28 protein-coding genes and 1 pseudogene are annotated in these 23,135 nt (G+C 46.8%); 16 read left to right on the top strand and 13 right to left on the bottom strand.

All coding sequences use genetic code 11. The features are described from left to right. Positions 1-2 precede the first annotated feature (2 nt). The 5 genes from HMPREF9447_RS19700 (at position 3) to HMPREF9447_RS19720 (ending at position 3,448) form a co-directional block, all read left to right on the top strand. A complete protein-coding gene (locus tag HMPREF9447_RS19700) occupies positions 3-584 on the top strand; it encodes a conjugal transfer protein TraO (RefSeq protein WP_044138534.1) in 582 nt (193 codons plus the stop codon). A gap of 22 nt (positions 585-606) precedes the next feature. After that, positions 607-1,053: a DUF3872 domain-containing protein gene (locus HMPREF9447_RS19705; protein ID WP_009131541.1), complete on the top strand. Its 447-nt coding sequence runs from the start codon at positions 607-609 to the stop codon at positions 1,051-1,053. Next, positions 1,053-1,640 carry a hypothetical protein gene (locus tag HMPREF9447_RS19710; RefSeq protein ID WP_009131542.1) on the top strand — a complete coding sequence of 196 codons (588 nt, stop codon included), beginning with the start codon at positions 1,053-1,055 and terminating at the stop codon, positions 1,638-1,640. The genes HMPREF9447_RS19705 and HMPREF9447_RS19710 overlap by 1 nt, the downstream gene beginning before the upstream one ends. Then, on the top strand, positions 1,625-2,464 hold the full coding sequence (locus HMPREF9447_RS19715; RefSeq protein ID WP_009131543.1) for a hypothetical protein: 840 nt from the start codon (positions 1,625-1,627) through the stop codon (positions 2,462-2,464). Before HMPREF9447_RS19710 ends, HMPREF9447_RS19715 begins: the two co-directional genes overlap by 16 nt. A 222-nt stretch (positions 2,465-2,686) precedes the next feature. After that, entirely contained in the window at positions 2,687-3,448 is a 762-nt protein-coding gene (locus HMPREF9447_RS19720) for a response regulator transcription factor (protein ID WP_009131544.1), read from the top strand. On the opposite strand, the gene HMPREF9447_RS27900 is transcribed toward HMPREF9447_RS19720, so the two are convergent. Beyond that, complete coding sequence (locus HMPREF9447_RS27900) at positions 3,389-3,739, bottom strand: hypothetical protein (RefSeq protein WP_009131545.1); 351 nt, start codon at positions 3,737-3,739, stop codon at positions 3,389-3,391. The two genes, HMPREF9447_RS19720 and HMPREF9447_RS27900, sit on opposite strands and share 60 nt — an antisense overlap. A 9-nt stretch (positions 3,740-3,748) precedes the next feature. After that, the gene (locus HMPREF9447_RS19725; protein ID WP_009131546.1) at positions 3,749-6,043 is read right to left on the bottom strand and encodes a TonB-dependent receptor domain-containing protein; all 2,295 of its coding nucleotides are present in this window, start codon (positions 6,041-6,043) and stop codon (positions 3,749-3,751) included. Between the two features lie 208 nt (positions 6,044-6,251). On the opposite strand from HMPREF9447_RS19725, the gene HMPREF9447_RS19730 reads away from it, so the two are divergent. Then, entirely contained in the window at positions 6,252-6,500 is a 249-nt protein-coding gene (locus HMPREF9447_RS19730) for a hypothetical protein (RefSeq protein ID WP_009131547.1), read from the top strand. 258 nt (positions 6,501-6,758) lie between these two features. Here the strand turns inward: HMPREF9447_RS19730 and HMPREF9447_RS19735 are convergent, their stop codons facing one another. The 8 genes from HMPREF9447_RS19735 to HMPREF9447_RS19770 form a co-directional block, all read right to left on the bottom strand. Next, positions 6,759-6,980, bottom strand: coding sequence for a DUF7688 family protein (locus HMPREF9447_RS19735; protein ID WP_009131548.1), 222 nt, complete (start codon positions 6,978-6,980; stop codon positions 6,759-6,761). After that, a complete protein-coding gene (locus HMPREF9447_RS19740) occupies positions 6,977-7,579 on the bottom strand; it encodes a hypothetical protein (protein WP_009131549.1) in 603 nt (200 codons plus the stop codon). The genes HMPREF9447_RS19735 and HMPREF9447_RS19740 overlap by 4 nt, the downstream gene beginning before the upstream one ends. A 113-nt stretch (positions 7,580-7,692) precedes the next feature. Continuing rightward, positions 7,693-9,405 (bottom strand): ParB/RepB/Spo0J family partition protein, encoded by a 1,713-nt coding sequence (locus tag HMPREF9447_RS19745; RefSeq protein ID WP_009131550.1) that lies wholly within the window; start codon positions 9,403-9,405, stop codon positions 7,693-7,695. A gap of 124 nt (positions 9,406-9,529) precedes the next feature. Then, the gene (locus HMPREF9447_RS19750) at positions 9,530-10,231 is read right to left on the bottom strand and encodes an SLOG family protein (RefSeq protein ID WP_009131551.1); all 702 of its coding nucleotides are present in this window, start codon (positions 10,229-10,231) and stop codon (positions 9,530-9,532) included. 23 nt (positions 10,232-10,254) lie between these two features. Further along, complete coding sequence (locus HMPREF9447_RS19755; protein ID WP_009131552.1) at positions 10,255-10,449, bottom strand: hypothetical protein; 195 nt, start codon at positions 10,447-10,449, stop codon at positions 10,255-10,257. A gap of 3 nt (positions 10,450-10,452) precedes the next feature. Beyond that, the gene (locus tag HMPREF9447_RS19760) at positions 10,453-10,662 is read right to left on the bottom strand and encodes a hypothetical protein (RefSeq protein WP_044138483.1); all 210 of its coding nucleotides are present in this window, start codon (positions 10,660-10,662) and stop codon (positions 10,453-10,455) included. 43 nt (positions 10,663-10,705) lie between these two features. Continuing rightward, positions 10,706-11,374 carry a hypothetical protein gene (locus tag HMPREF9447_RS19765; protein ID WP_009131553.1) on the bottom strand — a complete coding sequence of 223 codons (669 nt, stop codon included), beginning with the start codon at positions 11,372-11,374 and terminating at the stop codon, positions 10,706-10,708. Positions 11,375-11,439: 65 nt separating this feature from the next. Beyond that, on the bottom strand, positions 11,440-12,417 hold the full coding sequence (locus HMPREF9447_RS19770) for an ArdC family protein (protein ID WP_009131554.1): 978 nt from the start codon (positions 12,415-12,417) through the stop codon (positions 11,440-11,442). 266 nt (positions 12,418-12,683) lie between these two features. Here HMPREF9447_RS19770 and HMPREF9447_RS19775 point away from each other — a divergent pair, with 266 nt between their 5' ends. The 4 genes from HMPREF9447_RS19775 (at position 12,684) to HMPREF9447_RS19785 (ending at position 14,216) form a co-directional block, all read left to right on the top strand. Further along, on the top strand, positions 12,684-13,040 hold the full coding sequence (locus HMPREF9447_RS19775) for a hypothetical protein (RefSeq protein WP_009131555.1): 357 nt from the start codon (positions 12,684-12,686) through the stop codon (positions 13,038-13,040). Positions 13,041-13,129: 89 nt separating this feature from the next. Continuing rightward, positions 13,130-13,267 carry a hypothetical protein gene (locus tag HMPREF9447_RS28555; RefSeq protein WP_157225284.1) on the top strand — a complete coding sequence of 46 codons (138 nt, stop codon included), beginning with the start codon at positions 13,130-13,132 and terminating at the stop codon, positions 13,265-13,267. Positions 13,268-13,603: 336 nt separating this feature from the next. After that, positions 13,604-13,897: a helix-turn-helix domain-containing protein gene (locus tag HMPREF9447_RS19780; RefSeq protein ID WP_009131556.1), complete on the top strand. Its 294-nt coding sequence runs from the start codon at positions 13,604-13,606 to the stop codon at positions 13,895-13,897. A gap of 1 nt (position 13,898) precedes the next feature. Continuing rightward, on the top strand, positions 13,899-14,216 hold the full coding sequence (locus HMPREF9447_RS19785; protein ID WP_044138538.1) for a helix-turn-helix domain-containing protein: 318 nt from the start codon (positions 13,899-13,901) through the stop codon (positions 14,214-14,216). A 93-nt stretch (positions 14,217-14,309) separates the two neighbouring features. On the opposite strand, the pseudogene HMPREF9447_RS27910 reads toward HMPREF9447_RS19785, so the two are convergent. After that, positions 14,310-14,558: pseudogene (locus HMPREF9447_RS27910) on the bottom strand (tyrosine-type recombinase/integrase); the annotation flags it as partial. 289 nt (positions 14,559-14,847) lie between these two features. Between HMPREF9447_RS27910 and HMPREF9447_RS19795 the strand changes: the two are divergent. Genes HMPREF9447_RS19795 through HMPREF9447_RS19805 form a run of 3 tightly spaced genes read left to right on the top strand, consistent with a single transcriptional unit; the run spans position 14,848 to position 17,688 of the window. Further along, positions 14,848-16,077: a site-specific integrase gene (locus HMPREF9447_RS19795; RefSeq protein WP_009131559.1), complete on the top strand. Its 1,230-nt coding sequence runs from the start codon at positions 14,848-14,850 to the stop codon at positions 16,075-16,077. An 11-nt stretch (positions 16,078-16,088) separates the two neighbouring features. Beyond that, on the top strand, positions 16,089-17,303 hold the full coding sequence (locus HMPREF9447_RS19800) for a site-specific integrase (RefSeq protein ID WP_009131560.1): 1,215 nt from the start codon (positions 16,089-16,091) through the stop codon (positions 17,301-17,303). Between the two features lie 7 nt (positions 17,304-17,310). Continuing rightward, on the top strand, positions 17,311-17,688 hold the full coding sequence (locus HMPREF9447_RS19805; protein WP_044138540.1) for a hypothetical protein: 378 nt from the start codon (positions 17,311-17,313) through the stop codon (positions 17,686-17,688). An 82-nt stretch (positions 17,689-17,770) separates the two neighbouring features. Here HMPREF9447_RS19805 and HMPREF9447_RS19810 read toward each other — a convergent pair whose 3' ends face one another. Together HMPREF9447_RS19810 and HMPREF9447_RS19815 are read right to left on the bottom strand one after the other, a co-directional pair. Further along, positions 17,771-18,064 (bottom strand): helix-turn-helix domain-containing protein, encoded by a 294-nt coding sequence (locus HMPREF9447_RS19810; protein ID WP_009131562.1) that lies wholly within the window; start codon positions 18,062-18,064, stop codon positions 17,771-17,773. Then, complete coding sequence (locus HMPREF9447_RS19815) at positions 18,061-18,345, bottom strand: helix-turn-helix domain-containing protein (RefSeq protein WP_009131563.1); 285 nt, start codon at positions 18,343-18,345, stop codon at positions 18,061-18,063. Before HMPREF9447_RS19815 ends, HMPREF9447_RS19810 begins: the two co-directional genes overlap by 4 nt. 217 nt (positions 18,346-18,562) lie before the next feature. On the opposite strand from HMPREF9447_RS19815, the gene HMPREF9447_RS19820 reads away from it, so the two are divergent. Genes HMPREF9447_RS19820 through HMPREF9447_RS19830 form a run of 3 tightly spaced genes read left to right on the top strand, consistent with a single transcriptional unit; the run spans position 18,563 to position 22,975 of the window. Next, positions 18,563-18,919 (top strand): helix-turn-helix domain-containing protein, encoded by a 357-nt coding sequence (locus HMPREF9447_RS19820; RefSeq protein ID WP_009131564.1) that lies wholly within the window; start codon positions 18,563-18,565, stop codon positions 18,917-18,919. Between the two features lie 25 nt (positions 18,920-18,944). Then, the gene (locus HMPREF9447_RS19825) at positions 18,945-20,777 is read left to right on the top strand and encodes a DUF4099 domain-containing protein (RefSeq protein ID WP_009131565.1); all 1,833 of its coding nucleotides are present in this window, start codon (positions 18,945-18,947) and stop codon (positions 20,775-20,777) included. Between the two features lie 41 nt (positions 20,778-20,818). Beyond that, the gene (locus HMPREF9447_RS19830) at positions 20,819-22,975 is read left to right on the top strand and encodes a type IA DNA topoisomerase (protein ID WP_009131566.1); all 2,157 of its coding nucleotides are present in this window, start codon (positions 20,819-20,821) and stop codon (positions 22,973-22,975) included. Positions 22,976-23,135: the final 160 nt, after the last annotated feature.

Consider the following 23,135-nt stretch of genomic DNA (forward strand, 5'->3'; position numbering starts at 1 on the left):
TGATGAAAAGGGTATTGTTGATTATCATGTTCTTCGGGGTGTGCCTGCATTTTAACCAGGCACACGCTCAAAGATGCCTGCCCGGAATGAGGGGAATACAGTTCATGGGCGGACTTTCGGACGATCTGCGCTGGAAAAACGGTAACGGTTTCGGCTACCATGCCGGGATAGCGGTAAGCACTTACACGAAGAACGCCCATCATTGGGTGGTCGGTGCGGAGTATCTGGAAAAGCGGTACGACTATCGGAGCAGCCTTTATCCGGTCAGCCAGTTCACGGGGGAAGGCGGGTATTACCTGAACTTTCTTTCGGATAGGAAGAAAACATTTTTTGCTGCACTGGGATTGTCCGCCCTTGCCGGGTATGAGACAGTGAACTGGGGCGAACAGATGATGCCGGACGGTTCACGGCTGACGGACGGGGATAATTTCATTTACGGGGGTGCGCTGACGCTGGAATTGTCCGCATACCTGACGGATAAGATTGTATTGTTGGTAAACGGACGGCAAAGGATGCTGTTCGGGGGTGATTGCGGAAAATTCCACTCGCAGGTCGGTGTGGGAATTAGGTTTATGATTCGATAATAACTAATTGATTGCAAAGTATATGAAGAAGATAATTTATCAAATGCTCGTGGGCTGCTACATAGTGGCCGCCCTCGTGCTTGTGTGTGCCTGTAATAGCCAGTTGGATATTCAAACAAGATACCCGTTCACGGTGGAGACGATGCCCGTCCCGAAAAAACTGAAGGTGAACGAAACGGCGGAAATAAGGTGTGAACTCAAACGGGATGGACGTTGGGAAGATACGGAGTACACGATTCGGTGGTTCCTGTATGACGGGAAAGGCACATTGAAAACAGAGGATGGCACGGTGCTGTTACCGAATGACCGTTACCCGCTGGAGAAAGAAACGTTCCGGCTGTACTTTACTTCGCAGTCGGACGATCAGAGCAGTTTGAAGGTGTGGGTGGAAGATTCGTTTTCGCAAACCTTCGAACTGGAGCTAAGTTTCAATAATGACAATTCGGAAGATAAGGGGGACGGGATATAATGGACTATTCAAAATATCTGGGGAGCAATAAGAGTGACGAGAAGTACACGCCCCGCTATGCGGTGCTGCCGATCATCAAGTATCTTTCCCGAAAGGCAAGGGTATGGTGTCCATTCGATACGGAACACAGCGAATTTGTACTGACACTGAAAGAACACAGGTTTAAAGTGGTTCATTCCCATATCTGCACCGGACAGGATTTTTTCGAGTATGAGCCGGAACGTTGGGACGTTATCGTATCAAATCCTCCGTTCAGTAACAAGGTAGCGATATTCGAGCGTTGTCTTGGTTTCGGTAAGCCGTTCGCCCTGCTGATGTCAAACTTCTGGCTGAACGATTCCGCACCCTGCCGACTGTTCAAGGAGAAAGAACTGGAATTGCTGCTGTTCGACAAACGGATACAGTACAATGACCTGAACAGAGTGCCGTTCGGTTCGAGCTACTTCTGCCATCGGCTGTTGCCGAAGCAGATTGTCTTTGAGAACCTGACAGTAGAAAAGGGATTGAGCCGGATGCACGGCGATATGGACGAAATGGTGGAATCATTAACCAAATACAGGGATAAAATCGAATGGGAGAAGAAATGAAACAAGTTCCTTTGGAATTTATATGCAGGTATGAGCGCACGGCGGAAGTATGCCGTGCCGCCATTGAAGAGGACGGCTGGCAGTTGGAGCATGTGCCGGAAGAGGTGAAAACACCCGGACTGTGCCGCCGGGCACTCGATACGGGTGCGGATTTGGGAAATGAACATCTGGGATTGCTACACTACATTCCGTTTCCGGATGTGTGTCTGGATGTGTTGAAAGAATGTCACGAAAGCGGCATGACGGATATTTACGAAGTGGCAACGGCTATCCGTGCCGAAGTAATGAACGATGCAATAGCGGATTACTTACTGCCGATTGACGGAATTTGCCTGAGTATTTTACCTGTACACTTGCAAACACAGGAAAGGGTGAAGCTGGCGGTGGAAACATCGGGGACGTTCGCCATTGAACGGGGTGGAGTACCGAAAAGCCTGCTCACGCCGGAAGTATATGTAGGATGCGCCGCCCATAGCTGGCAGTCATTCGCCATGATCCCGTGGGCGGAACGCTCGCCGGAAGTCTGCCTGATGGCAAAGACGCTGTTCCCGGAAATGTTGGAAAAAAGACCGGAACTTGTGCCGGAAAGTGTGGAAAACGGATGCAACGTGTATTCGCTCTGCAAAATGATGGAAGCACGGACAGGTGAAAAGTTCACATATCAGCAAATGACGGACTTCTACAATGGGAAGCCGCTGAACGTGCGCCGGATGGAAATGCCGGACGGGGTACAGAAAGACAAGGCGGTGAAGTTCGACAAGGAGAAACAGGACTTTTCTTTCTCGGCTATCCGGCAGGAACGGAAACGGGGGGTGAGAATGTAGAGTGAGCCGCTAAGGAACTCCGAAGGGGAAAACGGGATGCAATAAAATCTGCATCTTGGCGTAAAGGTGCGGTTTGCTGTAAAAGCCGAAACGGATGAGCTTTACTCTGTTCGTTTCGGCTCTTATATAGTATAGTTGCTGAAAACAAGCTGATTAAAATAGAAATCAACCGTTTATTCAAAGCAATGTGCTATTTTTGCAGTAAATTTATGAAAAAGTTATATGCAACAAGAACAGAAGCCTTTTTTCTCACCATTGCCCAATAACCTGCAAATCAATGAGAGCGAATACGTAAAAGCAGAGATTTGCATAACAATGGCAGATGCTATTGCCCGTACAACAAACAATAGTGTATATATTATCGACTATAATCGGAAAAACTTTTTGTATGTCTCTTCCAATCCGTTATTTCTATGTGGTCGTACAACGAAAGAGGTAAAGGAGAAAGGGTACGGGTTCTATTTTGAAGTTGTTCCTCCCGAAGAAATTCATAAATTGATGGAAATTAACGAAGCAGGATTCCGCTTTTATTATGAACAGCCATCGGAAAAGCGGCTTGCACTGACAATCGAGTATGATTTTCATATATGCACGTCCCAACGGCATAAACATCTTATCCACCATAAACTGACTCCCATCCTTCTTAGTGACAAGGGAGATATTTGGTTAGCACTCTGCACCGTATCTCTGTCTCCTAATAAAGACTCCGGTGAAGTGCTTGTTTCGGACAATACTTGTACAGACCGTTATGTGTATTCTTTTAAGGGGAAACGTTGGCGAAAGCAGCCTGAAATCATCCTTTCCGAACGTGAAAAGGAAATTCTCCAACTTTCAGTCAAAGGTCTGTCCAATGTTGAAATCGGAGAATCTCTTTATATAGATGCCAATACCGTAAAATTCCACAAGAAAAAACTGTTTGAAAAACTACATGCAGAAAACATCACTGAGGCTGTTGGTATCGCAGCCTATTTGAGGCTGATTTAGGAAAACAATGTAGAATTTAGGCAACGTGGCAGCCGGGGGATGTGACCTCACATACCGCTCTATGCTTTTCTTTGCATTTTGGATTATGTGTTCATCATGGCACTCGTTCAGCATTTCTTTCTTGATAAACGCAATATTCCAAAATCCCATATACCCTAACACATACCTTTCAATGGTTTCCTTGACTGGTTCATGTGCTTTCATCATGGATGAAAGGGAAGTATGGGCATCCTTGTCTATGATGCCCACCACTGCCCAAGAGAGATTTATGTAAGAAATTGATTTTTCCATAGACCTGTTTCAATATCCGAATCGTGAAGTATCAACTTCCTTATGTTCCTTAGATTTGAAGCCGCCAAATTTATAAGTAAATGACATGGAGAAGTACCTACTGTCAGCATGTTGGTTCATCTCAAAATGTTGTCCTTTATAATTAACCGTGGCATCAGGAATTGCACTGTCAAATACATCATTGACCTTTAAACGAAGTTCGGCTTTCTTGTTTGCCGAAGTCCATTTCAGACCTGCATCGACTTTCCATATAGAAGAAAGGTCATAAATACCCTGAATGGAAGATGTTACATACATACCGTTTAATTCCAGACTGATAGCCGGATTGGATGCGAGCTTGAAAGTATTGTTCATCATGGCTAATCCCCTCCATGCTGTTTTTTCAAAACTGATGTCGTGATAGTCATGGCAAACATCCTTAAAATAAGAACCGTCAAGCGAGATACGGGAGTTCCAAAAACTACCGACTGCAAAAGGTATTATCACCGAAACGCCGAAGTTCTGTTCATAGTTATAGTTGACAGACTGGTAAATCATGGATAGTTCATCAGGGCTTTGATAAGCCAATTGAGCAAACAAATCCTTAACATGTGTATAGTAAAGGTCAAACATATATTTGTTTTTTAAGACATAGGTAAAATTAGCCGTATAATCGGTTGAAGGACGTAAATTCGGATTTCCTACCAGCTTTGCATATCCATTCAGGTAGCTTGTGATGTCCTGCATTTCCCAATAGTCCGGATATGCCTTGTCGGAAGAAAACGAGAATAGAAGCGCATGGGAAGCCGATGGCATGTAGCTTAACTGCATGGAAGGATAAACAGCCCATCGGGTATAGTCTGCCAGTTTATAGTATTCGCCTGCCACGGACAAAGAGAGTGAAAGATTTTCACCAAAAGATTTCTCAAACCCGCCATAGAAATTATAGGTTCTTTCATCTAAATCCGTATCGGAATTTAGTCCTGACATATCTTTCCCATCTTGTGGACTGTATGCCTGTGAACTTTTCTCGTCAGCAAATGAGAAGTTGACGCCATAATTCAAACTCCAGTCGTTGGCTAACGTATGTGTCTGTCCGGCATATACATTCCAACGATTGATCCGTTGCTTGCTGTTTACAAGAAAATCCTGCCCGGTGTTGCCGTTCTTGTTCGTAAAGTCCTGCACGCTCGGATAAGAGAAGCGGGTATAATCAAGTCCCACATTCATCCCCCAGTGTGAGGTATAGTCGAAATTGAAATTGTGCATCTGTTGATTTCCGGTCTTTGCATTTAGTGATTCGGACAGATTGCCCCTTGAAGTTTCCAGACTTTTAATGCTCGGAGTAATGGCGGCTGTATAAGCCATATTCAGGTTGTCATTCTCCGCAATCTGATAATCCAAAGAAGTACGGATATTGTGCGTGAAGTTTCTTTTTGAACCCTTGTTATATTGTTCCACTTCATATAGTTTGCCATTCAACGTATGGTGCGATATAAAGTCGTATGCCGTTTTTATCTTTGTATAATCTGCGGAATAAAGCATGTCTGCCGTTATTTTCTTACCGACAAAGGAAAGATTCATGTTACCGTTTCCTCTGGCATATTCCCCTTTGGTAAAATTACCTCCGATTTCTCCCCGGACAAAAGCCTCTTCCGATTTTTGTCTTTTCAGTTCAATATTTATCACTGCACCCCTTACCCTATATTTGGCTGGAGCGTTATACATAATCTCCGCTTTTTTAACATTTGAAACCGGAGTGTTTTTCAGTAGATTCATTAACTGTTCATTGGTCATAGAGGATGGTTTGCCGTTCAGGATAACCGTAACTCCCCCGGCTCCCATCAGGGTTAGTTTCTCGTTTTGCTCCATCACACCGGGCAAACGTGTGATAGATTCATACGCATTGCTAATCGTACTTTTTTCAGCCATAGCTTCTACATCGTAAGTTAAAGCTCCTTTTTCAGCCTTTACAAGTGGACGTTCACCATTGACAATAATCCCTTTGAGCATGGTACTTTCCTCTTTTAAAACAATTGTACCTACTTTATCTTTTTGCACATCAAGTATTAAGGTACGATAACCGATTGAAGAGATTTTCAAGCATTGGGAACTACCTTTTTCCGTATGCTTTGATACGGAAAACTCCCCATTCTCTCCGCTGATAGTTCCTGAAACGAAAGCTGAATCAGGAAGCGAGAGCAGTACCACATTGGCATAAGAAAGTGGTACATTCTGTTCATCTACTATTTTACCTGTAATATTCTGCGAATACGCATTTGCTATTATACTACAAGCGGCAGCAAATAAAATTAATCGTTTCATTTCCTTATTGTTTTAATTTTCTGCTGCAAAGTTCATGTCTTCCAAGAACTTTTCCACTACCCTGTAGAGTAGTTTTGATTTAAGTACCATCAAATAGTAAGTGAAATCCGAATGGAAAACCAAAAAGGTGGAGAAGTTCATCGCCAAACCCGTGTATGCCGCACGGAAAATTTCCCTATATTTGTAAGATAACGTAAATTATAAGTTTATGGCAACAATCTATAAGATTACAGGTGGCGGGCAAAGGGTTCAGCAAAATGCACAAATGGGATTAGACACTGAATATATAAAAGTTGAAAATTCAGATTGGGTAGAAAAATGCGGTTGTGACGGGCAGGATTTTGCCACCAATATCATATGGTGTACCAATTTGGAAACCTTGCAACGATGGGCTAATACTTGGGCTGGTTGTAAAGTAAGACTAGTTGAAGCAACCGATAAGAAATCGGATATGTAGCCTTTGGGACTATATATAAAATCAAGATTGCATCAATGGTTCTTTGCTACTTTGCTTTTCCGCCACAGCGTCACGAAGAAAGTAGTGAAAAGATCCGATTGAAAAAGTGGTTTCTTTGCTTCTTGTCTTTTCCGCTACGGCTCACGAAAGAAAGAAGTCCGGCAAAATATCCAGTAAAAAACAAAGGGCGGTAAAAAAAGAAGTCCGGGCGGATCGCTACCCGTCCCGAACTTCCGGCGATGAAACAAAAGGAGAATGTTATGGCTTGATTTCTCCCGTTGTGACTAAATTTCCGTCTGAATAATATTCTATCTTCCCGTAAGTAAATCCCATGTCGGGAATGGCTACATAACCTATATAGTCTGAATATTCTTTCCCTTTAAAGTTCTTTCCCGTGAGATTGTTGAAAATGACGGGAATACTGCAACCGTCCTCGCTGTGAAGAATGGTTATACCGTTTTGCTTGATTTCCTGTTTCATGCCGTTTCTTTGAATAGTGTACCGTCTTTTAAATATTCCCAATTTCTCCGGTGGCTCTCGTCCTTAAAATATTCCTCGCTTTCGCAATACTCGCAATCGTCACGGCATGAACGGAAAAAGGCTTCCAAACAATCGCCCATGAGTTCCTTAAAATTCCGTTTGTCGGGGTGTTGAAGAAATTCCATGAGGGGCTGCAACATGATTTCATCCATGATAAATCCCGTAAGGGGGCACTCGGAAACGACGGAGATACGGCTCTTGCGCTTCTTCTTGTTGTCTTTCATCCAATAGGTTTTGGGATAATATAGCCCGTAATGGAAATTATTATAGATGAATGTCCGCAAGCGGATACCCGAAAGTTCTTCCGTGCTTTCCTCGTACTTGGTGTGAAAACGGTAACGGTAGGTCTGACTGTCGTAACAATAGTACGTGCAGACGACACGGAAAAGGTTGCAGAAGGCTTCGAGTGTGTTGCCGCTGAAAGCTGCATACGGGTATTCCTGCCCTTTGGCAAGCCAATCCGTGTAGGCTTTCTCCACGGCTTCGTCCTCCAGTTCCGCAATACCAAACAGTGTATAGTTTATTTGTACGGTTCGCATAAGTCTAAAAATTAAATGGTTTACAATTAGGTTTCTTTGCTATCTTTCTTTTTCGCTCCGGCTCACCGAAAGAAAGTAGCGGGCGGATTTCTCCGCCCTTGCTTTCTGTTTGGTTAGGCTGCAATCCCTTCGGGTTGCGGTTGTTCTTCGGGTTGGGTGATTTCATGCCCTTTTGCCTTCGTCTTTTCCTGCACCAAAAGAACGGCTTTGCGTTCCTCGATGCGTTGGTGTCGTTTCTCGTAAACTTCGTTATATCCGCTTTCGATGGCTGAAAGTTCTTCGGGCATGTGCTTACGGGCGAAGTCAAGCAAAAGGGATGCTTCGGTATTGTTGCCGTATGCGCTTCGGAAATTGGCTATCAGATAATCCCTGCGGATAATGGTCTTTATCCTAACGGTGAGATTTTCTACGATATTCATTTTATCCTCGTCCGTGAGGTAGTGTTTCCCTTCTTCGGTGATACCTGCGGTTGCAAAATGTTCGCTCCGCAAATTGGAGAGCATGAAGAAATAAAGTATCTTTTCCTCGTCCGCTCCGAACTTACCGCCCGTTATATCGGCTTCCATTATCTGCCGTTTGGTATCTTCAACCGTCCTTTCTACGGCTATCTCCTTGTTACGTTCGTCCTGTTTCTCCAACTTCTGAACGGGTGAAAGGGTGGTTTCGGTGGGCGTTCCGTCCGCTTCGGTTACGTTCTCCACATAACAGAAAGTAATCTCCTGTTTCCCTATCTTGGCGTAAACGGTGATTTCTCCGGCTTCGCTTCTTCGGGTGATTTCTTCCTCTTTCTCCATGTAGTCCGCCCATTGTTGTTCGTAACGGGTGCGGGCTTCCTCGTAACGTTCGGGGTTGTTAAAATTTTCCTCTTTGGGTTCTTGGGGGCTGACGGGGAAAGCGGTGTATCTTTCAAGGTTTTCAACTTCGTAACCTAAAGCGGTCAAACGCTCTATTACAGTGTCGTTTGCATTATAACGGTCACGGCAAAGGGAAACGTTCGGGGTTTGCTGCATGATTTGAACGGCTCTCTCCATGAGAAAAGATGCGTTCATTTCAGCAAGACAAGTGCGGTTGGCGCAATGTCCGCAACCGCCATCGGCAAACAAAAGCAGATTGTTCGTATTGTGGGCGCACGTTGTACACTCGGTCTTGTCAAAGGAGTAATACCGCAAGTCGGTGGTATAGTTGCTCTCTATCCGTTTGGCTACATCGGCAGCTTTCAGCCCCCGCCAACTGTTGTAGTTGTTTCCATCCTGCAAATGTCTCTCGTACACTTCACGCTGTATATCTTGCCCGTAACGGCAGATTTCGGCTGCCACGCTGATGGTGATTTCGTCCGTTTCCAATAATTCAGCTATTTCGAGTATTAGGGCGGTGAATTTCAAACGGGTACGGATATAGTTCTCGTTCTTGCCGAAACGTACCGCCAACGTTTCTACGGTGTGCCTTCCCGTTTCAATCATGCGTTGGTAGGCGTTGGCTTCCTCGATGGGTGTCACGTCCTCACGCTGCAAGTTCTCGGCTATGGCTGCATCTTCGGCTGCATCGTCTGTCAGTTCCGAAACAATGACGGGTATCTGTTCCATTTCCGCAATGACGGATGCACGGTATCTGCGCTCACCGAAAACAATCTCGTAACGGTCTGTGTCGGCTATCGGGCGCACGGTGATAGGCTGCAAAACTCCCTGCTGTTTGATGCTTTCCGCCAGTTCATACAGGGCGGGTTCGCTGAAATATTTACGGGGGTTAAAACAGCTCGGCTGAATGTTTGCCAATGATACCAATGTGATGTTTCTCTCTGCTGCTGATTGATTTACTGCCTGTTTCATAATTCTGTTATTTTTTAAGTTGATTAAAATTCTGTTTGATAAAATGGTTTCTTTGCTATCTTTCTTTCACCGCTCCGGCTCACCGAAAGAAAGTAGCGGGCGGACTGCTCCGCCCTTGTGAGCCTTATTTGCGGTTATAACATACGTTTTGAAATTGTATCTTTCTTTCTATCGCATGGCGTAACGTGTAGGCAGTTCCGCCCGTTGGGGTGCTGTCGTAAAAGACTACGAGATAAGCGGAATTATCCAACAGGTAGTTATTACGCCGCAAGAAACAACGGTCTGAATATTCATCCTGTAATAGTATCACCTCGTCCGCTTGGGCTAAAATAGCGTTATAACGCTGCTTGTCGGCTTGGGTGTATCGGTCTGCCTGCCCTTTGAACGGAAGTACACATTTTAACTGAATGTAAGGAAACGTCTTTTTTGCGTTCAGAACTTCCTCGGCTGCGATAAGGTCGAAGCCGTTCGCCATGCCCGATAAAAACGTATGATAGTCACGTTTGCAAAGTTCGGTTATCGCTGTATAGGTGTCGAAGCCTATATCTGTCAGCCGTTTTTGTGTGTCGGGGCTGTTCCTTGTCATTCTCTCGGCTCGGTGTCCCGAAAAAGAAACGGTCTTTTCCCTTAGCCAAAAATCACGCTCGGCACGGCATTGTACCAACGTCCTGCGTAGGGTTGTAAATTCCTGCCCGTTGGTATGGCGGTATTTATAATCGAAGTATATTTCACCTCGGAACGCTCCCAAACAGCATTGTATATAAGTTTCTTCGCCAAAAAGTTTGGTTTCGGCTGCTCCGTTCTTGATGAATGTCTTTGTTTCCATATTGGTATATTTTTAGATGTTGTTTACTTGGTTGTTTCTTCCCACAAACCACGCTGTTTGTCGAAATCAATGTTGTAATAATAGGCGGTCTTTGTCTTGGGCTTCTTCCGTCCGCCCAAAACTTGGGTTTCTAAAACCTTGTACCCTTTGCGGGTTTCCGCCACAATTTCACAGGTGAGATATGACAAAAATCTGTGTTTAAATTTCTTTCCTTCCATAATTTAGAATATTAAAATAATGATTATCAGCACAAAAACGATACCCACAAACAACCGCCAGACAAGGGCGAGAATAAACCGTGCCACGAAGTAAAACAGGAGTACGGCAAAGAATAAGGCGAAAAACTGCCCTGCGGTGGTGGTGAAAAAGTAAATCACCACAGACCAAAGGATAAGGCGGTATATCAGTTTGTAAATGAGTATCGTTTTCATTTTATTGGGTGTTGCGGGCGGATTGCTCCGCCCTTTGTTTATACTATCTTGTTGCCAGTGAAAGACGGTTATCCGCCAGCTTGGTAAATGTGGCGTAATCGCTTTTTCCGTTTGGAACACACAGTTTTATTTCTTCACGGATATTTCGCCCGTGTATGGAGAATGAGAAAATAAAACCGTTCCTTCTGATTGTCCCTTCCGTGTGCCGTACCGTATCTTTCCACTGGATTTTTTCACCTTTCAGAAGTGCAAAGTATTCGGCTTTCATCCTTTGGATAACTTCGTTTTCCGCTTCCAGTTCCTTGTAAATGTTCAAACCTCGTGTTATCCAGTCCTCTAACTTCCGTTTGGTGAACACGCCTATTCTGTTGGGTTCGGGGTAGTCCTGTTTCACCCGATACAAAATACTGTCTTCGGCTTCTTTGAACATGGAAGTTATCACGTCTAAATAGTATTTGTTATCATTATATATCTTTCTTAGAATGAATGTCACACCGTTGCGGATAAAACCGACAAACACGGTAGAATAGATTTTATATGTGTCATTGGAACATTGCACGTAATAGTAAACGGTTGCTTCGGGTATGAATTTTTGTATCTCCCTGCAAAACGGCTGTATCTGTTCCACATCTTTAGGGGCTTTTTCCGCTCTGTCAATGTAAGACTTTGAATTTTGAAATTCCTCTGCTGTCAAATAAATGTAATTAGTCATCTTCTTATGTTTTTTGCGGGTGGATTGCTCCACCCTTTTGTTAATACTCTTGTTTCTGTTTTCCGTTAGGCTGCAACGGGTTCGTTTATCGGTTCTGTTACCCTTTCCGTTATCATCTTTGCAGCCTTGTTCACATCGCCCAATATATCAATCAGAAAGGCGGGTTCTTGCTTTAACTTGGTGAGCCAGTGTTTCAGATAGGCTGCGTTATTGTCCTGCGGTGTGGTGGCGATACCGAAGAAAGCACCGCAAAGGGCTGACGTTAGTTCCGCAACAAGTTCCTCACGGGCGTATAATTCATCCCCGAAAAAGCTGCCGAACGTGCGGTTTAGGCGTTGGGGGTTGCCTGTGCTGTGTGCCATTTCGTGCAAAAGTGTTCCGTAAAATTCCGCTCCCTGCGGGAACTGCTCTTTTTCGGGGCAAACGATATAATCGGTTGCGGGTACATAGAAAGCACTGTCGGAATACTTTACTTTGATGGGGCAATACCAATTTTGCATATATATCAACTCGTCCAACATTCCGCACTCGATACCGTCCGAATGGTTTTCGGGTTGTTCGCCCTGTTGCATCTTGGCGAAACGTTCGGGGTACTTCTCCGCAAAATTGGTTTGGTCGAGGTTGAACACATTGTAATATTTCATTTGGGGTATTACCTTGTATTCGTCCTTTTCCGCTTTGGATAGCTTGCAATATTCCTCGTAAGGGATGGACTTGTTACTCTCCTTGTGTACCACGAACTTGAACCAATAGTAAACGGGGAACGAGCGTGCGCCCTTGTTTATGCTCACTTCTTCGGCTTTGGCTTGGTTGAATGTAAGGAACACAGGCAAAGTGAATTTCATAAACTCGGTGTAAAACAGCAGCATTAAGATGTTACCGCCATTGTAAACCGTTCCTCGTAAATTGCGGGGAAAACCGTGTTTAAGGCTCGTTATCCACGGTTTTTGCCAGTCGCTTTTCAGACTTTCGATTTTCTTGATAAGTAAATCGGTGAACACGGGAGAAATTTTCTCGATGGTGTTGTTCGTTGTCGTTGCCATAACTCAAAAATTAAATTGTTACTACTTGTTTTTGTTATCATCGCTTGCCGCCCCAACCAAATTTTTTCCCTTTGGCTGATTGGGAAGAACATTGACAATAATCAAGAGCGGAAAGGGAGAATTGCAATTATCTGAAAAAATGGTAAATACTACCCGCAGGGTGGAGATTTGGCATTTTTTGCGGATTTGCTTTCTCCTCCGCCTACCTTCGTCAATGTTTTCCCAATCAGCCCTAAGGGGAAAAATTCAACCCTTCAGTAAATTAAATGAGTGATAGATTACTTATCGGTACAAGCCGGGAAAGTGCTGTTATGAAAGCCGGAAAGTTCCGTTTCCGGAAAGGAAAAGAAAAACGGGTTGGTAATGCGGGGTGGAAAGACAACTCTTTGGCGTGGGGGATTCTTCTTTTGCCGATTTATCGGATTAGAAAGAAGGGTACACCACGACAATGTGTTGTGCGGGTTGGCGAGGTGCTTTTCGTCCGGTTTACGGTAAACGGACAGAGCAATCAGCTATCCGGCTTTTGCGGATGGCCGTGCGATGGCAGTGGCGTAAACGGGCGGAAAGTTCCGCAGACAAAGGATTATCCTTTTAGCCATGGCAAAGCCCTAAGAAGAAAATAACGATTGAAAAAACGGGTAAGACAATAAGGGGCTGCCGGGACAAACATCAGGGGAACTTATTTGAACGGGATGGCGCACGGAAAGTTTCGATGAAATCGAAGCTCCGAGGGACAGCACGGGCGAATGTGTTCCGTTTGTCCCTTCCGGCTTTGCGTACACTTTCGGGCATGGAGCCTGCCGAAGTGCTTGAAGGTGTACGGGAAACCGGAACAGACCTATACCGCTGACGGGTGGGCGGGAATAAATAAAATAAATAGAATAAAGAATGTAATGTAGGCAAGGCGCATTTACACGTTAGGGATTGCAGGGGAAAGCCCACAGCTTCGGCGAGGACTTGTAATGGAAAGCCCGACCGTTTACGGGAACGCCCCAAATTTCCCTGCCAATTCCCAAAAGCTAAAGTTTTGAAAAGTTGTTCGGGTTGCTTGAAATCTCACCCATTTTCACCGTACATGGCACGACAAAGCTACCAGCGTGGAGCAAAACACGGACAAGCGGTACATAAACGCACCGAAGCATCCGTAACAGTCTGTATATTTGCGGGAAACAGTAAATTATCGGATATGGAAATAGTGACTATCGAGAAAAAGACCTTTGAGGAAATGAAAGAGAAGTTCAATCGGTTCAGCGAGCATTTGCAGGAGCTATGCTCACGGTACAGACCGCCGGAAAAGATGAACTGGCTGGATAATGCGGACGTGTGCGAGAAACTCAACGTGAGCAAACGGACATTGCAGACGTACCGTGACAGCGGAAGGCTGGCATACAGCCAGATAAACCATAAGTTGTATTACAGGCTGGAAGATGTGGAAGCGTTCTTAACGGCAATGAGCAAGGAACTGATAGAGGATGAATGACATGGAAGTGATTACAAAGGACATGGAAGAGGTAAAGGCGTACTTCGAGGCTCTGGAACGGGGCACGAAGTACGTGGATAACGTAACGGCGAACTTTCACCCGGTGATGAACGGCGAGGTGTACCTGACGGGGGAAGAGGTATGCAGGATATTGCATATCACTACCCGCACCTTGCAGGATTACCGGGCGCAACGGATTATCCCGTTCATTTCGCTGCCGGGCAAAACGCTGTACCGGCAATCGGACTTGTTGCGTATGCTGGAAGAAAACTATGTGCAGATGAAGCAAAGGAGCAAACGAAGGAAAAGCTCTACTTAACTTTTAGATGCGGTGCATGGGTAAATGCAGCAAAGGCAGGAGTTCCACCGGGGAGTTCCTGCCTTTGCCGTGTTTTGCCTTGCCGGATGGGATTCAGGCGGTTTCACGCATGGCGACTGCCTGCTTCTTGACCTTCTTTTGTGTCTTGTCAAGGACTTTCTTCTGCATGGCTGCAAGGTTGCCGGAGATCGAACGGAAATCGGAGCTTACCATCTTGTTGGTCACTTCGGCGTATATTTGGGTGGTGCTGATATGCTTGTGACCGAGTATCTTTGAAAGTGCCTCAATCGTACCGCCGTTGCAGAGATAGACGGTCGTTGCGAAGGTATGCCTCGAAAGATGAATAAATCTCTAAAAAGCAAGTCTAAGCAACGAAGTAAAATATAACAGGTAATATGTTTATAATGAGCTTATTTACTCCAATTTGCAATATTTGAAAAAATCAGAATGAAGCGAATTTGAGCAGCATTTCAGTTACCAAACCGTTAACCGGTCAGTTACCTAATCGGTAACAGGTAACTAAAAATAGATAAAAGAGTTTTGAGCTTGATTTAGTTTCACTGATACACAGCATTTTGCACACCAATGAACGCTTATACGACGGGTAACTTTGCCCACAAACTATAAGCGTATGAAAGAAGAAAAATTCAAGGTATTGCTCTACCTTAAAAAAAGCACTCCCGACAAGTCGGGTAAAACTCCCATCATGGGACGCATCACCGTTGACTGTTCAATGGTGCAGTTCAGTTGCAAAATTTCCTGTACCCCCTCCCTGTGGAATCCCCGTGAAAGCCGCCTGAACGGAAAAAGCCGCGAGGCAGTGAAAACGAACGGCAAACTGGAAAAACTGCTGCTTTCCATCAATGCGGCCTACAACACACTTTTGGAGCGGAAACAACCTTTCAATGCAGAAGCGGTCAAAGTATTGTTTCAAGGCGGTATGGCAACACGAATGACATTGCTGAAACTTTTTGACCGGCATATCGAAGAGATGAAAGCACGTATCGGCATCGACCGTTCCCCCAGAACGCTACCCAACCATGTTTATACCCGTGACAGGATAGCCGAGTTCATAAAAAAGAAATACAACACCTCCGATATTGCTTTCGGGCAGTTGAATGAACAGTTCATCCGCGAGTTTCAGGACTTCATCTTGCAGGATAAAGGTCTGGCAAACGATACCCTGCGCCACTACCTTGCCATATTGAAAAAGGTATGCAGGACAGCCTATAAGGAAGGACATTCCGAAAAGCATTACTTTGCGCATTACAAGCTGCCCAAACAAAAAGAGAGTACCCCCAAATCCCTCAGCCGTGAGGATTTTGAGAAAGTAAGGGATTTGGAAATTCCCGAACGTCGTCGTTCCCATATCCTAACAAGGGATATGTTCCTGTTTTCCTGCTATACCGGCACTGCGTATCTGGACACGGTGACGATAACCAAAGACAATCTTTCAAAGGACGACAGCGGCGCAATGTGGTTGAAATATGAACGGGGTAAAAACGGACAACTCAGCCGTGTGAAACTCCTGCCGGAAGCTCTTGCCCTGATAAAAAAGTACAAAGATGAAACAAGAAACACCCTTTTCCCGACTATCCATTATCCGGCTTTGCGTAGAAATATGCAGGGCATCCGCGTATTGGCAGGCATAAAGGGTGATTTCAGCTATCACATGGGGCGCCACTCGTTTGCAAGCCTGATTGCGCTTGAAGGAGGCGTACCGATGGAAACAGTCAGCAAGATGCTCGGACACGGCGATATAAAAACCACACAAATATATGCCCGCGTCACGCCCAGGAAGCTCTTTGAAGACATGGATAAATATATCGAAGCAACCGAAGACTTAATACTAATCCTCTAAAATATATCATCATGCGCAGTACATTCAAACTATTATTCTATGTAAACCGCAACAAGGTAAAAGCGGACGGAACCACCGCCATATTATGCCGTATCAGCATTGACGGTAAGAACACGGTAATCACCACAGGCATCTATTGCCTTCCCGATGACTGGAACAGCCATAAGGGGGAAACCAGCGAAAAAAGAACCAACAAGCGTCTGGCTGAATTTCGTACCCATATCGAACAGGCTTACGAACGGATACTCAAGGAACAAGGCGTTATCAGTGCCGAGTTGCTCAAAAGCAACATCATGGGTGCAAATGCCGTACCGGTATATTTGTTGCAAGCCGGGGAAGTGGAGCGTGAACGGCTAAGGGTGCGTTCGCTGGAAATCAATTCCACCTCCACCTACCGTGAATCCAAAACCACCCAACTTAATTTGAGTGACTTTATCCGTTCCAGAGGCATGGAAGATATTCTATTTACGGATATAACCGAAGAGTTTGCAGAGTCATTCAAGTTCTTCCTGAAAAAAGAACGTGGTTACAGCCCTTCCCATCTGAACCATTGCCTTTGCTGGCTCAACAGGCTTATCTATATCGCTGTTGACCGGGAAGTATTGAGAGTCAATCCCATCGAAGATGTGGAATACGAAAAGAAAGACCCGCCGAAGCTCCTGCATATCAGCCGGAAGGAACTAAAACGGATTATGGAAACGCCGATGCCCGGTGAACTTCAGGAGCTTGCACGGAGAACATTCATCTTTTCGTCGTTCACCGGACTTGCTTTTGTGGATGTGCATAACCTGTACCCCCGCCATATCGGACGAACTTCGGAAGGACGGCTTTACATACGGACCCGGCGTGCCAAGACGGACGTGGAGGCTTTTGTCCCCCTGCATCCGGTAGCCGAACAAATCTTGTCGCTCTACAATACAACGGATGATACCGCACCTGTTTTTCCGTTACCGAGCCGTGACATTATCTGGCACGAAATACACGAAATCGGATTCAGTGCAGGTATCAAGGAAAATCTCTCCTACCACATGGCCCGCCACTCTTTCGGAACCCTGACACTCTCAGCCGGCATACCGATTGAGAGTATCAGCAAGATGATGGGACATACCAACATTTCCAGCACACAGATTTATGCGAAAGTGACCGACGAGAAGATATCGCAAGACATGGACAAGTTGATGAAACGCCGGAAATTAACCGGTAAGACGAAAAGAAACAAAAATTGAAATGAATATGGAAAAACATAAAATTACAATCAGTGAAAACGGGACGGTCACGATAACCGGTCCCGTACAAATGACGTTTTTCGAGATGGCGGAATTGTTCGGCGTATTCGTGCAGACCATCCGTTCAAACGTGAAAGCCATACTCAAATCGGAAGTCGTCGCGGCTGACGTGGCAAGCGGCGGAACAATGGACGGAAACCTTATCCTGCCGGATTACTACGGGCTGGATATGGTTACGGCTTTGTCCTTCCGGATTAACTCCCGAAACGCGGGAGTTTTTCGGAAATGGATATTGGGAAAAGCTACCAGAGAAATGGAACAGGAAACCAACCTTCAACTTTTTATATCGGTTGATAATAAAGTTGGCAAATATTGTCTTAATTGACTGCCGTTTCCAATTTTCTTTCCATAACCAAACAGGCACGTCCTTTTCCCGGACGTGCCTGTTTGGTTATGGAAAGAAATTACTATCTCCATGCCTTACGCCGGGAATTTTCAAGCATGGCCTGTACATCGCTTCCCCGATAAAGAATTTTCCCACCAAGCTGGATATAAGCCAACTGCCCGCTACTCCGCCATTCCTGCAAAGTACGGCGGCTGACTTTCAAATGGGCGGAGACTTCCTTGTCAGTCAGGTAATGTTCCCCGTTCAACGCAGGCTTGCATCCCTTTGTCAATCCCTGCACTCCTTCCACCGCCTTGTCCAGTAATTGGAACAGGCGGCTGACACATTCATTTTTACTGTCGAAAATTTCACTCATGCCTCTTTCCGTTTTAATTTATTAATAGCTGCTTCCACGTCCTGCGGTCTATAAAACATCTTGTGCCCAATCTGGCTGAACGGCAACGTGCCGTTATCACGGTAAGCCTGCAATGTACGCTTTGAGATACAGAGAATCTTGCATACCTCCTGATTGTCCATCCACTTTTGCATACTTCTATCGCCATTGATACGACAAAGCATTTCCACTTTTGAGGCAAGGGTTTCAATCCTTTCCACCATAGCCTCGAAGGTCTGTTTTTCTACATTGATGATTTCCATTGCTATCGTTTTTATAGTTCGTAATTCATATTCCGACGGCAAATAAATAATGTTTTTCTGCCATAACAATGGATCGGGATGGTGCTGGCAGCTTGTGGCGCAATACCGTAACGCCATTGGCGCCAATCATTTGAAAATCTTACGTGTGTCACTGATACCTTGTGAAACCACCCGGACACAAATGCTCAATTTTGCCTCAGAAACAAAGAAATAGCCTATGGATATGCTGGATAGAAAAACCTTCGAGGGGTGGATGCGTCGCATCATGGAACGGCTGGACCGACAGGATGAACTGATAGCGGCACTGACGGGCAAGGAACGGAAGCCGGAAAAGGAAGTGAAGTTGCTGGATGGCGAACGCCTGTTCGACAATCAGGACCTGTGCCTGCTGCTGCAAGTGAGCAAACGCTCGCTGCAACGCTACCGCAGCATCGGGGTGCTTCCCTACCACATGCTCCGGCACAAGACTTACTACAAGGAGTCGGACGTGCTGGTCTTCATTACCGAACATGTCAAGGAGTTCAGAAAAGAGGATGTAGAACGGTATAAAGCCCGGATACAGACTCCGATTTAATAATAATCATTTAACCGCATTTAGTATGGCACAGAAAAAGAAAGAGGAAGAAGTGCTGCTCGTCCGGGATGAAAAGACGGGCGAAATCAGCGTGGTAGCCGGACTCAACAAGGACGGCACACCCAAACGGACACCCGCGAAAGCGGAAAACTCACAGGATTTTCTACGGTTTGACAAGAACGGCGACGTGCTGGATAACTTTTTCAGGAACTTCTACCGCCAATACAAGGAACCGAAACGCTTCGGTTTCTACCGCGTGGCAGTGGACGGGATGGAGAAAGTGATAGACGTGCTGAAAGAGTTATTGAAAAAGCCGGAAGACTATAAGGACATGCTCGCACCCCACAAGGTGGACACCTCCGCGTATGAACAGGCGGCGGCACAGGAGCAAGCCGCCTCACAGGGGCAGACGGGAGAAAGGAACGGAGAAGAAGGGCAGGAACAGACCGAAGGTGCTGCCGAAGGACAAAGCGCTGCCGGAGAAGAGGTAGCGGGAGAAGCGCAGACCGAAGGAGAGGCGACAACCGAAGGGCAAGCGCAGGAAACGGATCAGGATGCACAACAGCCAGAAGGACAAGAGGCGGAAGGACAAGAAACACTTGGACAAAGCCCTGCCGAAGAAGCTCCTGCCGGACCTGTACTGGATGAGAACGGCTTCAACTGGGCGGAGCTTGAAAAGACTTGGGGCATCTCGCAGCAGGATTTGGCGGCAAGCGGCGAACTGAAAAACCTGAACGGCAAGGGCTTGTCGGACCTGATTTGGATTAATCCCGAAATCGGCGGGGAACGCTTTGAGATACAGGCACGCCTTGAAGTGAAGACACTGCCGGACGGAAGCAAAGGTTTTGAGCCCCACTTCATACAGAAAGAGCCGAAGCTGGACGTGGAGTACAAGGGCATCACCTTCTCGGAAGAAGACAAAAAGAAACTGCTCGAAAGCGGCAATCTGGGGCGCGTGGCGGAAGTGATAGACAAGGAAACGGGCGAAATCACCCCTTCCTATATCAGTATCGACCGCAAGACGAATGAAATAACGGACATTCCCGTGAGCGAAATCGGTATTCATTCAAAGATTGGAAAAACCGAAATAGCGCAAGAGGAACAAGCCCTGCTTGCTGCCGGACTTCCTTTGAGAAAGGAAATAGAATTGGCGAACGGCAAGAAGTTCACTACTACGCTGCAAGTGAACGTAGAATACAAAGGCGTGGAGTTCGTGCCGAGAAACAAGAATTTGGGGCAGAACAAGTCCCAGCAGCAGTGGAAAAAGGAAAAGCAGCCGGGGGAAAAGCGGACCTATCAGGCGGACAACGGGAACAAACCCAAGCCACAAGTGAACAAGCCCAACCCAACGGGAACAACGACCGGAAGCAATGATAAGGCGGAGCAACCGGAAAAGGGAAACGAGCAGAAGCAGTCCACATGGCTGACCAAAGACGGGAAAATCCGCCCGATTACCCAATGGAAAAAGCAGGCGTTCAGCGACCAGCAGAAGGCGGACTATGTAGCCGGAAGGACCGTGGTACTTGCCAACTCCACCGATAAGGAAGGCAACCCGTGTACGCTGCATATCACATTCGACTGGGACAAACAAAAACCGGTTCCCATTCCCGAATATCCCAACTTGTCACAAGCCAAAGAAATCACCCCTTCCAACGAGAGCCGCACGCAAATGGCGGTCAATAACGAAGGAAAGACCAATGAGGCGACCAAGCACACGGGCGAACCCCTCCAACAAGGACAAGTCGCTCCGGCGAACGGGAAACAGCAGGAACGGCAACAGCAGGGGAAGCAGCAAGGACAACAGCCTGACACGGAAAAGCCGGATGCACCGAAGAAATCCAAAGGGATGAAAATATAACAGAAACAAACCACTAAATCCATATTTAAAAATCAATCCGTATGAACAATCAAATTTGCATTATCGCGGAAAAGCCCAGCGTGGCACGCGAAATCGCCCGTATCGTGGGCGCAACGAAAAGAGAGGAAGGTTATTTGTCCGGCAACGGCTATGTGGTGACATGGACGTTCGGGCATCTGGTACAACCCGCCATGCCTGACGGGTACGGGATAAAGGGTTTCCACCGTGAGAACCTGCCCGTTATCCCTCCCGTGTTTACACTCGTTCCCCGTCAGGTAAAGACGGCAAACGGCTATAAGCCGGATAACGATGTAGTGGCACAAATCAAGGTGATAGCCCGCCTGTTCCGTGAAAGCGACCGTATCATCGTGGGCACGGATGCGGGTCGCGAAGGGGAGCTTATCTTCCGCTATCTGTATGAATATATCGGATGCGCCACCCCTTTCGACCGCCTCTGGATCAGCTCGCTGACCGACAAGGCTATCCGTGAAGGATTGGAACATCTCGAAAGCGGCAACAAGTACGACAATCTCTACTATGCCGCCAAAGCAAGGAGCGAATGTGACTGGCTCGTGGGCTGCAACGGTACGCAGGCAATGACCATCGCTGCCGGACGTGGCACGTATTCCGTCGGACGGGTGCAGACACCCACGCTGGCGATGGTGTGCGAACGCTACTGGCAGAACAAGCGGTTCGTTCCGGAAGCGTTCCGGCAGGTGCATTTCGCCGTAAAGGGATGCACAGGCAGCGGGGGAAAGACAAATGAAAGAAAGGAAGGCCGTGAAAGGGCAAATGACGGAACCGACCCTGTTGTGAAATTTTCCTCCATCGAGAAATGGAAAGAGAAACAGCCTGCGGAGGATGCCTACAGGGCAATGCAGGCACAGCCGACGGCTACCATCACGAAAGTGGAACGCAAGGAAACCGTGCAGGAAGCCCCACTTTTGTATGATTTAACCACGCTCCAGAAGGAGGCGAACACCAAGCACGGGTTTTCAGCGGACAAGACGCTCTCCATTGCCCAAAAGCTCTATGAAGCGAAGCTGGTTACCTATCCGAGAACAGGTAGCCGCCATATCCCCGAAGATGTGTTTGCCGAAATTCCCGCCCTGCTTTCCACGTTGAAAAAACACCCTGTATGGGGAGGTTATATCAGCCTTATGGGAGAGCCGACACACCGGAGCGTGGACGATGCCAAAATCACCGACCATCACGCGCTGCTCATTACGGACATGAAGCCTGTAAACCTTTCCAATGACGACATGACCGTCTATAACATGATAGTGGGGCGTATGCTGGAAGCCTTCAGCGAGAAGTGCGTCAAGGACGTGACGACCGTCACCGCCGAATGTGGCGGCGTAACCTGCACAGTGAAAGGTTCCGTCATCAAACAGGGCGGATGGCGTAACGTGTTCGGTGAGGAAACGGAAGATGTGCAGCTCCCCGACTGGGCGGAAGGCGACACGCTGCCCGTACAGGCGTGTTCCATTACCGAAGGGAAAACGAAGCCGAAGCCGCTGCATACGGAAGCCACCCTGCTCGCCGCTATGGAAACCTGCGGCAAGGACATAGAGGACGAGGTACTGTGCCAATCCCTGAAAGAGTGCGGTATCGGCACGCCTGCCACCCGTGCGGCAATTATCGAAACGCTGTTTTCCCGCGAGTACATGGTGCGGCAGAAGAAGCAGCTTGTGCCCACGGAGAAAGGGCTTGCCCTTTATTCGGTGGTGAAGGATATGCGCATAGCCGACGTGCAGATGACGGGCGAATGGGAACAGGCGCTCGCACAGATTGAGAAAGGTGCGATGAGCGCCGACACGTTCCGCAAAGGGATTGAGGAATACACCACACAGATCACTTCCGAACTGCTTTCGTGCGACAAGCTGTTCTCGCACAAGGGTTCGGACTGCACCTGCCCCAAATGCAAGACGGGCAACATGCAGTTCTACGGCAAAGTGGTCCGCTGTGACAACCCTTCCTGCGCCCTTCCCGTTTTCCGCATCAAGGCAGGCAAAACGCTTTCCGACGGTGAGATTACGGAACTGCTCACAAACGGAAAAACGGGCCTGCTGAAAGGTTTCCAGAGCAAGCAGGGAAAGCCCTTCGACGCCATTGTCGCCTTTGACGCGGACTACAACACCACGTTCGTGTTCCCCGAAACAAAAAGGGGGACGAAACGCCCGCAGAAAAGAAAATAATGCGTATATTCGCCACTGGTTCACAGTCATAAACCGTTCATACTACTCGATAGCGATACGTTTTACCTGTGGATTTAGTGGTGGCACTTCGGGAGGGATACCCGGAGTGCTTTTTACATCTATACCTTATATATTATATCCTTTTCAATTCCTATCCATT

Source organism: Bacteroides oleiciplenus YIT 12058 (assembly GCF_000315485.1).
GTDB lineage: Bacteria > Bacteroidota > Bacteroidia > Bacteroidales > Bacteroidaceae > Bacteroides > Bacteroides oleiciplenus.